This window comes from Dyadobacter sp. CY261 (genome assembly GCF_021440085.1).
Taxonomy (GTDB): domain Bacteria; phylum Bacteroidota; class Bacteroidia; order Cytophagales; family Spirosomataceae; genus Dyadobacter.
Genome location: NZ_JAKCPW010000008.1, coordinates 364,027 through 377,201, shown reverse-complemented (window position 1 = coordinate 377,201; position 13,175 = coordinate 364,027). Strand labels below are relative to the sequence as shown.

The window sequence follows — 13,175 nt, the reverse complement described above, 5'->3', positions numbered from 1 at the left end:
ATGTTTAAAAACTATTTTAAAATTGCGCTGCGTAACCTTTGGAAGAGCAAGGGATATGCGTTCATCAATGTGGTAGGATTGTCCGTCGCTTTCTGCGTAAGCGTATTTCTGTTTTTGACAGCCTATTTTTCGCTGTCGTTCGACAATTTCCACGCAGACAGCGATCGGATTTATCAGCCCTATTTATTCGCGAACGATCCCGAGGGTGTCGGTCGTACGGCATCGATGCCATTTCCGATTACACCGGCATTGAGGGCCGACTATCCGGAAATAGAATCCATTGCCCGGGTTATAAACGGCTCGGATGTGATTGAGTACAAGGGGAAATTCTTCGATAAGAATATCAAATTCACGGAGCCTGACTTTTTCAAAATCTTCTCCTTTCCCTTTTTACAAGGAAATCCAAAAACTGCCTTTCAGAACCTGAGCAACATTGTCATTACCGAAAGTATGGCCAAGGCCGTATTTGGTTCGGAGGATCCGATGGGTAAGTCCGTCAATCTGGGGTTGGAGGGCAATAAAAAGCAATATGTAGTTACCGGCGTTCTCGCAGACTTCCCGCAAAATTCTTCTCTGCAATTCGATGTTTTTTTGCGTAGCGAAAATGTTGGCGGATACCAGCAGCAAAAGGACCAATGGGACGCTTTTTCGCACAACGTATATTTGAAATTAAAACCGGGTATCGACAAGCTTACTTTCGAAAAAAAGCTAAGACCTTTCACAGCCAAATATTTCGCGGAAACTTTGACCAAACTTAAAAAGAAGGGAGGAAAACCTGACGAAAGAGGGGATTTGTATGCATTAAGATTGCAAAAACTGGCAGATGTTCACTTCGATCGTGAAATTTCGGGTGGTAAAGGCGCTTCACTCGTGTATGCATTAATGGGAATCGGCTTGTTTATCCTGCTGATCGCCTGCATCAATTTCATAAACCTGAATGTGGCACGCTCGTTTATCCGCGCGCGGGAAGTAGGCGTGCGCAAATCGCTGGGTGCATTGAAGCAACAGCTTTTCTTCCAGATTTGGGGCGAGGCAGGCGTGGTTTGTTTCCTCGGCTTTCTGACGGGTATCGTGCTGTCGATTTTGCTCTTGCCTGCATTCAATGCGACATTTAATGCCAAGTTGAGCCTGGAATACATTTTCGAGCCTGATAAGCTGGCTTTACTGGTTGGGCTTTTCTTGTTTGTCACGCTTGTAGCAGGTGGTTATCCGGCGTTGCAAATGTCGAAATTCAACGCGGTGGAGGTTCTGAAAGGGAAAGTTTCGCTTAAAAGGCCGGGATTGTTGAGAAATTCCCTCATCATCGCGCAGTTCGCTTTGTCGAGCCTGCTGATTTGTTGCACGATCATCGCCATGCAGCAGGTGGACCACCTTCGGAAGCAACCGCTCGGTTTTCAGAAAGAGGAGGTGATAAGCATTCCGGTAGGTAACAAAGTCGATGGCCAAACCGCTTTGCGCAGGTTGCGGAACCTGCTCGCCGACGATCCGAATATTGTCAGTATTACCGGCTCGGGCGTCAATTTGGGTATGGGCCGCGACAGAAGTTCTTCACGCAGCGTAATTGGCTTTACATTCAAAGACCGCGAAGTGAATACCGACTGGCTGCACATCAGTTACGATTATCTCAAAACGCTCAATATCAAGCTAATCGACGGCAGGGAATTCAATCCCGCTTATCCGACAGATTCCATGGGAAGGGTCATTATTACCGAAAGTATGGCGAAGGCTATTGGAGAGAAAGACCCGGTCGGCAAGTTCTTCCAGACCGACACAGCCGGTATCAAACACCAAATCATCGGAGTTGTCCCCGACTTCAACCTATATTCATCCAAAGCTGAGAGGAAGCCTATTACCATGTATTTGTCCCATGCTGGTGGCATAAGCTACATCTTCGTGCGTGTAACGCCGCAGAGTCTCGCCAACTCAATGGAGAAGCTGCAAAATGCCTGGAAGGAAATCACACCAGAATCGGAGTTTATTGGCACTTTTCTTGATGAGAACACCAATGCCTGGTATAAGGAAGAGGAAAGGCTTTCACAGATTTTCAGTTTGGCATCGGCAGTGGCTGTGATTCTTTCCTGTCTTGGGCTTTTTGCTATTGCACTGATCGTGATGGAGCAACGCACCAAAGAGATTGGTGTGAGAAAGGTCCTGGGGGCGAGCATTGCAAGTCTGGTCTTTGTCCTGTCCAAAGACTTTGTTAAACTGGTGCTCATTGCCATTCTTATCTCTACACCCGCCGCCTGGTATCTGATGCAGCTGTGGCTGGACAATTATCCTTATCGCGTTGAGATCAGCCCATGGATTTTTGTAGCCGTTGGAGGAATAGCAGTCCTTGTTGCGGTAGTCACCGTGAGCTTCCAAAGTATCAAAGCCGCGCTGATGAACCCGGTGAAATCGCTAAGAAGCGAATAATAGTTAATTAATTAAGACGGAGATAAGCGGCTGATAGCGTTCAAATTTCTCATCAGAAGAAATAATTGGAATTTGTTCGTGTAAGGATATCGCGAGTAACATCCGGTCGAATGGGTCGCGATGATCGTCATAAAAAGGAACCAATTGATAAGCGTAGATTTGGCCAAGTACAAGGGGGAGTATTTCGAACCCGTCACGTAATAGTTGACTGGCAACCTCTTCAATACCGACCGTAAATTGAGGAAGTTTGCCCAGTTTAAGTTTGATAGATATTTCGATCAGACTTATGGGGCTGATCAAAACAGAATTATCAGGATTTTCGAGAATGTTACGGATTGCAGGTTTGAGATTCGCATGGTCTTCCAGCGACCAAATAGCGATTTGGGTGTCCAGCAGGTATTTCATCAATGCATGTAGTCGTTCAGATCATCCAGTGGATTATTAAAGTCATCGGAAGTGCCAATTCTGCCTTTCAAGCTGCCTAGGCGGCGTTTAGGGGTAATTGATTCTTCCATTTCTTCCAGGAACGTCACCACAATCTTTGATTTCTTTTGAATCGCAGGAATTTCGTCCAGTATTATTTTCCCGTTCTCATAAATTCCGCTCACCGACGTCAACATAGCTATATCTTTTGATTGTATTCAAAAATAAAAAATAAGGTGCCATGATCAAAAACTATCTAACAACTTCGTTCCGAAACCTTCGGCGCAACTGGAATTTTACTTTGATCAATATCACAGGGCTTACTTTGAGCCTTGCGTGTTGTCTGCTGATCTTTTTTACGGTCCGGTACGAGTTGAGTTTTGATAGCCACCACAAGAAAGCAAACCGGCTGTATCGCTTGCTCAATCACAGCATTGAAGACGGAGAAAAGGGTTTTAGTGCAGGTATTCCGCTTCCGACGCTAGCTGCGTTGCGTAACGATTACCCGGAGATGAAGGACCAGGTCACCTGCACATACGGGTTGCGCGAAACGTTGATTACGGTAACAGAGGGTTCAGAGAAAAAGAAGTTTGCCGATCCGGGTTACAATATCGCATTCATCGGCCCCGAGTACTTCCGGATGTTCGACTACAAATGGCTGAAAGGCTCGCCGACGCAAGCGCTCAAAAACCCAGGTTCGGTAGTTTTGACAGAAACTGAGGCGGTGAGATTTTTTGGCAACGCCGATCCAATGGGCAAGAGCATCAAGGTAAGGAACCAGATGGATTTTGTGGTGACTGGCATTGTGGCTGACCCACCTTTAACAACCAATTTGCCGTTTACGACGATGCTTTCCTTTGCCTCATTAAAGGAGTTCGGTGCTTTTACAAATTGGGACGATTGGGTTTCGACCTACGGAGGCGGACAAATGTACCTGATGTTGCCTAAAAATGTAAGCGAAGCGCAGTTCGAAAAACAGCTGCTGGCATTCAACAGCAAATACCGGAAACCGAAGGATGCCGAGAAATTGAAATTCGTCTTACAACCGATTAAGGACATCCATTTTGCGACCAAGACCGGAAATTATGCCAATCGATCGATTAGTAAAGGCATGATTTGGGCGATGTCGCTGGTCGGAGTATTTATTCTTATTACGGCCTGCGTCAACTTTGTAAACCTTGCTACTGCGCAAGCCCTGCGTCGTTCGCGGGAAGTGGGTGTGCGGAAAGTGTTGGGCAGCACCAGAGGCCAGTTGCTCAGACAGTATTTTTCTGAGACGGGCATTATCACGGTGTTGTCGGTGATGCTGGCGCTTGTTTTGGCGCAGTTGCTGCTGCCTTATGTTGGCAACATCCTCAATATTCAATCGAAGAATGTATTGTTTTTTAAAGATCCGTATGTGTTACTGTGCTGCGTTGTACTGACCTTCCTTACAACCTTCCTGGCTGGATTTTACCCCGCGATGGTTGTGTCAGGTTACCAGCCGATCCTGGCATTAAAAGGAAGATTGCGGACCGCGGGGAGCAGCCAGTCCAATTTGCGTAAAGGGCTGATCGTGCTTCAATTCTCTATTTCACAGGTGATCCTGATCGGCACGCTGATCGCTTACAGCCAGATGAAATATTTCAGCTCGATGGACCTCGGTTTCGAGAAGGATGAGATCGTCAACATCGCTATTCCGGATCAGCCGGCAGGGGTATTGGAAGCATTGCGGGCGGACATTCAAGCGATCCCAGGTGTCAGGTCCATTGCATTCAGTGCGTTTACACCTATGTCAAGAAGTAACTGGCAAACGGGTTTCAAATATGAAAACGATGCCGAATTCCTCGATTTTGAGGTGGTAATGCGCCCGGCCGACACAGCTTATTTCAATACTTATGGCTTGAAAATGGCTGCGGGGCGCACGTATCTGCCGGCAGATACTATTCGTGAATATTTAGTGAATGAAGCATTTGCTAAGAAGCTGGGCTTTAAAAATCCTCAGGACATCATTGGTAAACGGCTCACGATCGGAGGGTCGGATTTCAAACTGCCGGTGGTGGGGGTTGTCAAGAATTTTAACACTTACACACTTCATCAGGAAATCATCCCATGCGTAATGACAACTATGCGCGATAATTACAGAACATTGAGTGTAAAACTGGATAAGAATGCCGGACTCGACGAGGTGAACCGTATTGAAAAGGCGTGGACAAAGGCATTTCCAGACTATTTATTTAAATACACGTTTTACGATCAGACACTCGACAGTTTCTATGAAAAGGAAGCCAAGTTTTTCTCGCTCTTCAAAATCCTGAGTTTCATTGCCATTTTTATCGGTTGCCTCGGCCTTTACGGTGTGGTGGCTTTCATGGCAGAGTCGCGCACGAAGGAGATGGGCATACGAAAGGCTGTCGGTGCGTCTGCGCTGAACATTTTCGGACTGTTCTCGGTCGATTTTATCAAACTGGTTGTAATCGGGTTGATTATCGCTTCGCCGATTGCCTGGTATTTCATGAATGAATGGTTGCAGGATTTTAGCTACAAGGTAAGCATCAGTTGGTGGTTGTTTGCGGTGGCGGGAGTGGCGGCCGTGCTCATTGCACTGGTTACCATTAGTTTCCAAAGCATGAAGGCAGCTATGACCAATCCGGTGAAAGCATTAAGAAGTGAATAATCAGGTTCTGGCAGATGCAACCCGCGACTGTGTTTTTACATCTTTCGCGAAATGCATAACTAAACTCTCACTACACCTGAATTAGTCATGATCAAGAATTACCTGGTTATCGCACTCCGTAACCTTCTTAAAAACAAAGTCTATTCCCTGATCAATATCGTCGGACTGGCGGTTGGTATTGCTGTTACCATGCTGATAGGTCTCTGGGTGTGGGATGAGCTTTCCTACAACAGATCCCATAAAAATTATGACCGAATTGTGCAGGCCTGGATCAGCCAGACTTTCAATGGGCAAACGGGCACGGGCACAGCCGTTTCCCAGCCTTCGGTGATCGAGATGGCGACCAAATATTCGGCGGATTTCAAGCATACTTCGCTGGCTTCGTGGAATTTTGGCCATTTGCTTGCCAACGGCGACAAGAAGATTAACAAATCGGGGATGTGGGCGCAACCGTCGTTTCCGGAAATGCTATCGCTGAAAATGCTTCGGGGAGATTACAATGCGCTCAAAAACCCCGGATCGGTCGTCATCAGCGAATCGCTGGCAAAGGCATTGTTCGGAAATGAGGATCCTTTGAATAAAACGCTGAAACTGGATATCAAGAAGGATGTAAAAGTAACCGGCGTTTATGAGGACATTCCTTTCAATTCCAGTTTTAATGAACTGTTCATGATCCTGCCGTGGAGTGATTATCTGAAGTCGGAAAATTGGGTGAAGGAGTCTGAAACGCAGTGGGGTAACCACTCATTTCAATGGTTCGCACAAGTGGCAGACCATGCCGACATCGCTACCGTTTCTAGGAAAATCAGGGATGTGGAAATGCCGCATGCATTCTCTAAAACCGACAAGCCGCAATACATGCTGCATCCGATGAGCCGCTGGCATTTGTATTCCGATTTCAAGGACGGGCAGAATGTAGGCGGGCGCATCCAGTTTGTGTGGCTGTTTGGTATTATCGGCGTGTTCGTATTGCTTTTGGCCTGCATCAATTTTATGAACCTCAGCACGGCACGTTCCGAAAAGCGGGCCAAGGAAGTGGGCATTCGCAAGTCGATCGGTTCAGTGAAAAGCCAGTTGGTGTTCCAGTTTTTGAGCGAATCGTATCTGGTGGTCACATTCTCGTTGCTGCTTGCTATTCTGATCGTGTTGGTGTCATTGCCGGCATTCAATGATCTGGCCGGTAAGCATGTCAAATTCCCGTTCTTTTACTGGCAGTTCTGGCTGGCGCTGGTCGTGTTCGCGATCTTTACCGGGCTCGTTGCGGGAAGTTACCCGGCATTTTATCTTTCGTCGTTCAATCCATTGTCTGTTTTGAAAGGCACATTCAAAGTCGGTAAGTATTCAGCCGTGCCGCGGAAGGTCATGGTTGTGGTGCAGTTTACAGTTTCGATCACGCTGATTATTGGGACCATTATCGTTTTCCAGCAGATCAATCACGCTAAAAACCGACCTGTGGGCTATAACCGGCAGGGACTTTTACAGGTCAATATCTCGCCCAACCTGTGGGGTAAGTACTATCCGTTGCGGGATGATCTCATCAAAACAGGTGCCGTTTATGAAATGAGCGAATCGTCGAGCCCTACCACGGGTATCTATTCCAATCAGATAGGTTTTGAATGGGAAGGATTGGCGCCGGGATCAGTGCCACTGTTTGGTACGATCGCTTGTACGCATGATTTCGGTAAAACAATCGGTTGGAAAATTATTGAAGGCCGCGACTTTTCGAGGGATTTTTCGACAGATACAGCTGCATTTGTCCTAAATGAATCGGCCGTAAAGTTGACAGGCCTTAAAAATATAATTGGAAAAACGATCCGTTACAATGGCAAGCCGCGTCAGGTGGTCGGGGTGATCAAGGACATGGTGATGCAGTCGCCTTACGAGCCGGCAGTCCCCACTATTTTTATGCTGAATTACGAATGGGCTAACCTGATCAACGTCAAACTCACGCCCGGGGCACCGGTAGACAAGGCTTTAAAGAAAGTGGAAGCCGTTTTCCGCAAGCATGACCCGGATTCCCCTTTTGAATTCAAATTTGCCGACGAAGAATACGATGCCAAATTCAGGGCAGAGGAAAGGATCGGAAAGCTTGCCAGGGTTTTTGCAGTGCTGGCAGTGTTTATTTCCTGCCTGGGTTTGTTTGGGCTGGCGGCCTACACGGCCGAACAGCGCACGAAGGAGATCGGTATCAGAAAAGCCTTGGGCGCAAGCGTGGCGCAAATGTGGGCGATGCTTTCCAAAGAGTTTGTCTATCTGGTTGTCATTTCTTGCGTTATCGCTTCACCCATAGCGCTTTATTTTTTGAGCGACTGGTTGAAAAAATATGAATATCACATAGAACTGAACTGGGTTGTTTTTGTGGTGGCAGCGTTGCTGGCCGTGGCCATTACCTTGCTGACGGTCAGTTTCCAGGCGATCAAGGCGGCGTTGATGAATCCTGTGAAGTCACTACGAAGTGAATGACTTTCTTGCTTTACCAGAGCACCTGCGCTGCTGGGTATGCTATCCAGCAGGCGGTAACACCATTCGTCGATTAAAAGCAGGAGAACATCTATCAGCAGTGACATTTCGCAGATTGCGTTTCCAGTGCGTTAAACTTGGAGAGGAAATACCCCTCTAAAAGACATAAACAAACAATTTAAACATTTGGAAACCATGAAAAAGATCATTTTCGCCATCGCCGCCATAGTTACCCTGACAGCTGGAAACACTTTCGCTCAGCGTTATAACAGACCAAACCCTGCCGTGATCGACGCCCGCGCCGATAATGTTTACGAGGAATTGCAAATCAACAAGCTGGATGAAATCGTGAAGCTGAGCCGTAAACAGGAAAATCAGATCAAAAAAATCGAAAACAAATATGATCGTCTGACAGGCAAGAACCAGAGATACCACACTTATCAAGGCGTGAAAAGACTGCAAGAGGAGAAGCAAAAAGAGATCCTGGACGTGCTGACCCCTGCACAGCGCCAACGTTTGTTCGCTTATCAGCATCGTTCAGATAACCGTTCCAACCGCAGAGGATAACAGATTGAACAGATAGCCATGAACGAGCGGCCAGGTCATACGACCTGGCTGTTTTATTTGCTAAGCACCCATTTGTTCCGCAGGAAATAATCCAGCAGCAGGAGCGACGATAAGCCGATTATTGTGAGCATGTATGATTGTGGGATGACATAAAGCCTTTCAGTGAATACTTTGCTGGAAAGCATTACGGTATTCACTCCGCCAAGCAAGGCAGATGACTCCTCGTTGCCGGGAACAAAGAGACAGGCAATCAGCAACACTGCCCAGGCCGCCGCTATCCAATACCACATTTTCCGTGGAACAAAAGGCTTGACAGCGGTTACTGGCTGGCTCGCGCGAATTTCGGCCATAATGGCGTTACTGAACGTAGCGGAAGGCATTTCAACCGCATTCTGCTGCATTAATACATGGAATGCCGATTCCTCCTGCACCCGCAGCATGACTGCCTGCGTGAATGCATCCGACGGCACTTCGGCCGCGGCTTTGCTGATCAGTTGTTTGAAGGATTTTTCGTTTTCTTCCATCGGCTCCGTAATTCCGGCATTATAACAAAAATTGCAATTCTTTCCCTAATACCTTTCGGGCCCTGAATAGCTTCACCTTGACATTACTATTCGACAGCCCGGTGATCTGCTCGATTTCTTCGATGGGACTTTCATTCAGGTAAAACAACGTGATGACAAGTGCTTCTATTTTAGGCAGGCGGCTAATGGCTTCTTTCACAAACCGCTCACGTTCGCTCGCCTGCATGGCGTCGAGAGGGGCGGGGCTGTATTCGTATGCGTAATTTTCTTCTAATTCGTCATCGATACTTTCCAGTACCATCCTGTGCTGCTGCAATTTCGAAACGGCCGTCCGGTAAACGATGGTGTACAGCCAGGTCGAGAACTTGGATTTACCTTCGAAACTGCCGATTTGCATATAAGCCTTCACGAAACTTTCCTGCGCCGCATCTTCTGCGTCCTGCGTGTTCGACAGGATTTTTATCGCAATAGTGAATGCCATGTTTTTGTACTTGTCGACCAGATAAGTATAGGAAGCCAGGTTACCCTGCTTTACTTGTTCGATATAGATCCGGTCGTCGTGGTTTTTCATGCATTCGATAGCTCGCCTTGCTTATGAGACAGGAAAGCGTGCGGATCGGTTACAGTGTATGCACTTTATTTTTCTGAGATAATTTTTTTCAAAAATCTGTAACCTCAAAACGGTGATGACTGTCCAATGGGTAACATTCGAAATTTAACCATTTTAGCCATGAACGGCGTACTTGTTTCCATTACAGCTTTTATAGGGATTTTCGGGATTGTGTATGTGTTTCTGATGACACGCCACCGCGAACGTATAGCCCTAATCGAAAAGGGTGCGGATGCTTCTATTTTTACCGATAAGAACAGTGTATATTATCCCACACTGAAGTTCGGAATGCTCTTCGTTGGCATTGCGCTGGGTATCCTTACAGGCAACTGGCTTGACCAAACCTATGATTTTAGCAAGGGCGTAGCTTACCTGGCCATGGTTTTCCTGTTCGGCGGTGTTAGCCTGATCGCGAATTTTCTGATCGAAAGATATTTGAACAAAAGTCAGTCGGCCAGCTAACCTGATCGCCATTACCGGTCAGCCGCACTATTATGCCGTTCATCACTTTGTGAGGAAAATCAGGCATAGTACCTTGCATCACAAAGTACCTTCTAATACATTTGTTGTATCAGAATTTAAAGTAGTCAGTTTTGGGATGTTCGTATTGATTTCATAATCAATCAATTGTACCAAACAATGCCGAAAGAGGTGTAAATCTCTTAACAGAATTCCTATGCCTAAGAAAATCCTATTAGCCATGAAAATTTTATCCATGAAAACATTATTCCAACTATTGATGCCCATTCTGATCTCTGGCCTCCTTTGCTGTCAGGGATCGTATGCTCAGGTCGCTCCGGTGGGGGCAAGTGTCAAAGGCATTGTCGCCGATTCTGCGAGTGGCAAAACCCTCGATTTTATTACACTAAACTTAATGAAAGACAAAAACACGGCCGTGAAGGCTGATTTTTCAAAAACAGATGGCTCGTTTGTCTTTCAAAACCTGAAACCGATGAAATACACGCTGGTGCTGCTGGGCGTGGGATATAAAACAAAAAGTATCGAGGTAGATCTGACCGATAGCACACGTAAGCTGATTGACCTGGGTAATATTACGATCAGTTCACAAGTTGTGGGACTTAAAGAAGTGACGGTTACCGCATTGAAACCCATTGTGAAACAGGAGGTCGACCGGATCACGTATGATCTCGAAGCAGACCCGGAAAGCAAGGTATACAGCGTGCTTGAAATGATGCGGAAAGTGCCTTACTTGTCGCTCGATGCAGAGGATAATATTTTTATGAAAGGCAATTCAGATTTTAAGATCCTGATCAATGGCAAACCGTCGAGTATGGTGGAGCGGAGTTACAAGGATGTGCTACGGAGCATGCCGGCGTCGTCTATCGTGCGCATTGAAGTGATTACGACGCCACCTGCCAAATACGATGCCGAAGGCCTGGCCGGCATTATCAACATTATTACCAACAAGAAGATCGATAACGGGTATAATGGTACGATCAATATCAGTGAGCGCTTCCCAACGGGCGGACCGGGAGTCGGTGGCTCGCTTTCGGCCCAGCTCGGGAAGATCGGAATGTCGCTGAATGCGGGTTTGAACCAGTACAAAAATCCGTCGACCCAAACGATTTCCAGCCGTACAACGACCGGAGTCGATCCTACGGAGCTCGATCAGCGCGGCTGGAATGAAAATAACAACAAGAACGGCTATATCGGTTACGAGATCACTTACGAGATCGATACGCTGAATTTGCTGAGCGCGCAACTGAATGTGAATGGCGGCAGGAACCGTTCGAACGGGTTTCAATCGTCGTTACTTAACGCGGGTGACGAAATCCTGGAACGCTACAACGTGTCTAATCGGAACACCGATCGGGGTAGTGGCCGTGATGCGGCGATTAATTACCAGAAGGGTTTCAAAGCGGACAAAAACCGGCTACTGACGTTCTCTTACCGCTATTATAGTTACGACAACAAGCAAAATGGTGATCTGGCCATTTCGAACCGCATCAACTATGACCGTCCTGATTACCGGCAGGTCAACGATCAAAGCTTTTCGGAACAGACTTTTCAGGTGGATTTTGTATACCCTGTGAAAAAACTCAACATCGAAGCCGGCTTAAAGGGTATTATGCGCGATAATAAGAGTGATTTTAAGTACACCGTGTTTGATCCTGAAACCAACTCATACGAGGTCGATGCAAGCATGAGCAACATGTACAAGAACCAGCAAAACGTGTTCGGCGCTTATAATACCTATCAATATAATTTCAAAAACTGGGGCGTGAAAGCGGGAGCGCGCGTAGAGCAGACTGTCATTGATGCTGATTTTATTTCAACGGATTCGAAGGTGGAACAGAACTATTTCAACTTCATCCCGTCGGTATCTGTCAACAGGAAGCTGAAAAACAATGGAGGGGTCAACTTTGGTTACACCAAACGTATCCAGCGCCCGGGGATCTGGCAGCTCAATCCATTCGTTGACCGCTCCAATCCGAGCTATGAGCGCACTGGTAATCCTGATCTGCGCCCTGCTTTTGTGAACGACCTGCAATTGAGCTTTAATAAATCGAAAAAAGGGAACTTCAATATTGGCGTTGGCTACACCCACTTCAAAGACCTCATTTTCCCGATTTCCGTGTACAATCCTGAAACACAGATTACCCGCACATCTTATGGCAACACCGGTCGTGCGAGGCTGATCAGCGGTAATCTCAACGCGAATTACCCGATCTCCAAAAAATGGAATTTCAGCACCAATTTCCGCATTGCACACGGAAAAGTGACCGGGATTGTCAATGGCATCGAGATCACCAACAGCGGGGTAATGTATAATCTTTCACTATCAACCGGTTATCGTTTGCCAAAGGAATGGAGAGTGAATGCCAACCTGAATGCGAACGGACCGAGTGTGAACTTGCAAGGCACGTCGAACGCCATTATGAGCACGTCTTTCAGTGTTAATAAGGATGTGATAAAAGATAAATTGTCGCTCTCCGCAGCGGTGAGCAACCCGTTCACAAAATTCAGAAGGTATCATAATCAAACCTTCGGCCCAGATTTCGACCAGTTCACCGATCGCTGGCAATATTTCCGGTCCTTCAATTTCAGTCTAAACTACAAGTTTGGAAAGCTGAAAGACGGCATCAAAAAGAACAAAAGAGGTATTCGCAACGACGACGTGCAGAACGGGAATTAATGACGATAGCCAGGCCTAATTGCCCGGCAAAGTTAATCGGCCAGATATTCATGGGCGGGTATGGCACGGGCTGTCATCCCGCCCTTTTCGAATACATCGGATTGGCTAAAAGTTACTAGCGTTCCTTCCTTCACATTGAAATGTGCCAGGGCATCAAAAAGGCCTTTCAGTTCCCTAAGTATCAAACAAAAGTGTTCAATGTTAATGAACACTTTTGTTTGATACTAATAGATAAATCATCAGCCATTTACTAATCTGGAAGTGCCCGAGCCGAACACCGGACCTTTTGTCCAGCTGTTCGTTTCCGGACAGCTGAGTTTTTATTTTAAACATATGTAATTGATTTTCAATGCATTTTAATTG

The 13,175-nt window shown here is 46.6% G+C and carries 11 protein-coding genes; 6 read left to right on the top strand and 5 right to left on the bottom strand.

From position 1 onward, the window contains the following. The gene (locus tag LZD49_RS22960; protein ID WP_234670009.1) at positions 1-2,415 is read left to right on the top strand and encodes an ABC transporter permease; all 2,415 of its coding nucleotides are present in this window, start codon (positions 1-3) and stop codon (positions 2,413-2,415) included. Positions 2,416-2,418: 3 nt separating this feature from the next. Here the strand turns inward: LZD49_RS22960 and LZD49_RS22955 are convergent, their stop codons facing one another. Both LZD49_RS22955 and LZD49_RS22950 read right to left on the bottom strand, forming a co-directional pair. Further along, entirely contained in the window at positions 2,419-2,820 is a 402-nt protein-coding gene (locus LZD49_RS22955; protein WP_234670008.1) for a type II toxin-antitoxin system VapC family toxin, read from the bottom strand. Further along, on the bottom strand, positions 2,820-3,035 hold the full coding sequence (locus LZD49_RS22950) for a DUF2281 domain-containing protein (protein ID WP_234670007.1): 216 nt from the start codon (positions 3,033-3,035) through the stop codon (positions 2,820-2,822). The genes LZD49_RS22955 and LZD49_RS22950 overlap by 1 nt, the downstream gene beginning before the upstream one ends. 44 nt (positions 3,036-3,079) lie before the next feature. On the opposite strand from LZD49_RS22950, the gene LZD49_RS22945 reads away from it, so the two are divergent. The 3 genes from LZD49_RS22945 to LZD49_RS22935 all read left to right on the top strand — a co-directional run bounded on the left by LZD49_RS22945 (position 3,080) and on the right by LZD49_RS22935 (position 8,521). Further along, the gene (locus LZD49_RS22945) at positions 3,080-5,494 is read left to right on the top strand and encodes an ABC transporter permease (RefSeq protein ID WP_234670006.1); all 2,415 of its coding nucleotides are present in this window, start codon (positions 3,080-3,082) and stop codon (positions 5,492-5,494) included. 87 nt (positions 5,495-5,581) lie between these two features. Beyond that, complete coding sequence (locus tag LZD49_RS22940; protein ID WP_234670005.1) at positions 5,582-7,957, top strand: ABC transporter permease; 2,376 nt, start codon at positions 5,582-5,584, stop codon at positions 7,955-7,957. A gap of 192 nt (positions 7,958-8,149) precedes the next feature. Then, positions 8,150-8,521, top strand: coding sequence for a hypothetical protein (locus LZD49_RS22935; protein WP_234670004.1), 372 nt, complete (start codon positions 8,150-8,152; stop codon positions 8,519-8,521). A 53-nt stretch (positions 8,522-8,574) separates the two neighbouring features. Here the strand turns inward: LZD49_RS22935 and LZD49_RS22930 are convergent, their stop codons facing one another. Then, a complete protein-coding gene (locus LZD49_RS22930; RefSeq protein ID WP_234670003.1) occupies positions 8,575-9,045 on the bottom strand; it encodes a hypothetical protein in 471 nt (156 codons plus the stop codon). 19 nt (positions 9,046-9,064) lie between these two features. Then, on the bottom strand, positions 9,065-9,616 hold the full coding sequence (locus tag LZD49_RS22925; RefSeq protein WP_234670002.1) for an RNA polymerase sigma factor: 552 nt from the start codon (positions 9,614-9,616) through the stop codon (positions 9,065-9,067). Positions 9,617-9,775: 159 nt separating this feature from the next. Here LZD49_RS22925 and LZD49_RS22920 point away from each other — a divergent pair, with 159 nt between their 5' ends. Together LZD49_RS22920 and LZD49_RS22915 are read left to right on the top strand one after the other, a co-directional pair. After that, the gene (locus LZD49_RS22920; RefSeq protein WP_234670001.1) at positions 9,776-10,117 is read left to right on the top strand and encodes a DUF6249 domain-containing protein; all 342 of its coding nucleotides are present in this window, start codon (positions 9,776-9,778) and stop codon (positions 10,115-10,117) included. A gap of 253 nt (positions 10,118-10,370) precedes the next feature. Further along, positions 10,371-12,812 carry an outer membrane beta-barrel family protein gene (locus LZD49_RS22915; protein WP_234670000.1) on the top strand — a complete coding sequence of 814 codons (2,442 nt, stop codon included), beginning with the start codon at positions 10,371-10,373 and terminating at the stop codon, positions 12,810-12,812. A 32-nt stretch (positions 12,813-12,844) separates the two neighbouring features. Here the strand turns inward: LZD49_RS22915 and LZD49_RS22910 are convergent, their stop codons facing one another. After that, the gene (locus tag LZD49_RS22910) at positions 12,845-12,997 is read right to left on the bottom strand and encodes a hypothetical protein (protein WP_234669999.1); all 153 of its coding nucleotides are present in this window, start codon (positions 12,995-12,997) and stop codon (positions 12,845-12,847) included. Positions 12,998-13,175 lie beyond the last annotated feature (178 nt).

Excerpts from the sequence above, each read along its gene's own strand:
- LZD49_RS22950 (WP_234670007.1), bottom strand. The coding sequence starts at position 3,035 with ATGTTGACGTCGGTGAGCGGAATTTATGAGAACGGGAAAATAATACTG.
- LZD49_RS22935 (WP_234670004.1), top strand. The coding sequence starts at position 8,150 with ATGAAAAAGATCATTTTCGCCATCGCCGCCATAGTTACCCTGACAGCT.
- LZD49_RS22955 (WP_234670008.1), bottom strand. The coding sequence starts at position 2,820 with ATGAAATACCTGCTGGACACCCAAATCGCTATTTGGTCGCTGGAAGAC.
- LZD49_RS22940 (WP_234670005.1), top strand. The coding sequence starts at position 5,582 with ATGATCAAGAATTACCTGGTTATCGCACTCCGTAACCTTCTTAAAAAC.
- LZD49_RS22920 (WP_234670001.1), top strand. The coding sequence starts at position 9,776 with ATGAACGGCGTACTTGTTTCCATTACAGCTTTTATAGGGATTTTCGGG.
- LZD49_RS22930 (WP_234670003.1), bottom strand. The coding sequence starts at position 9,045 with ATGGAAGAAAACGAAAAATCCTTCAAACAACTGATCAGCAAAGCCGCG.
- LZD49_RS22915 (WP_234670000.1), top strand. The coding sequence starts at position 10,371 with ATGAAAACATTATTCCAACTATTGATGCCCATTCTGATCTCTGGCCTC.
- LZD49_RS22945 (WP_234670006.1), top strand. The coding sequence starts at position 3,080 with ATGATCAAAAACTATCTAACAACTTCGTTCCGAAACCTTCGGCGCAAC.
- LZD49_RS22960 (WP_234670009.1), top strand. The coding sequence starts at position 1 with ATGTTTAAAAACTATTTTAAAATTGCGCTGCGTAACCTTTGGAAGAGC.
- LZD49_RS22925 (WP_234670002.1), bottom strand. The coding sequence starts at position 9,616 with ATGAAAAACCACGACGACCGGATCTATATCGAACAAGTAAAGCAGGGT.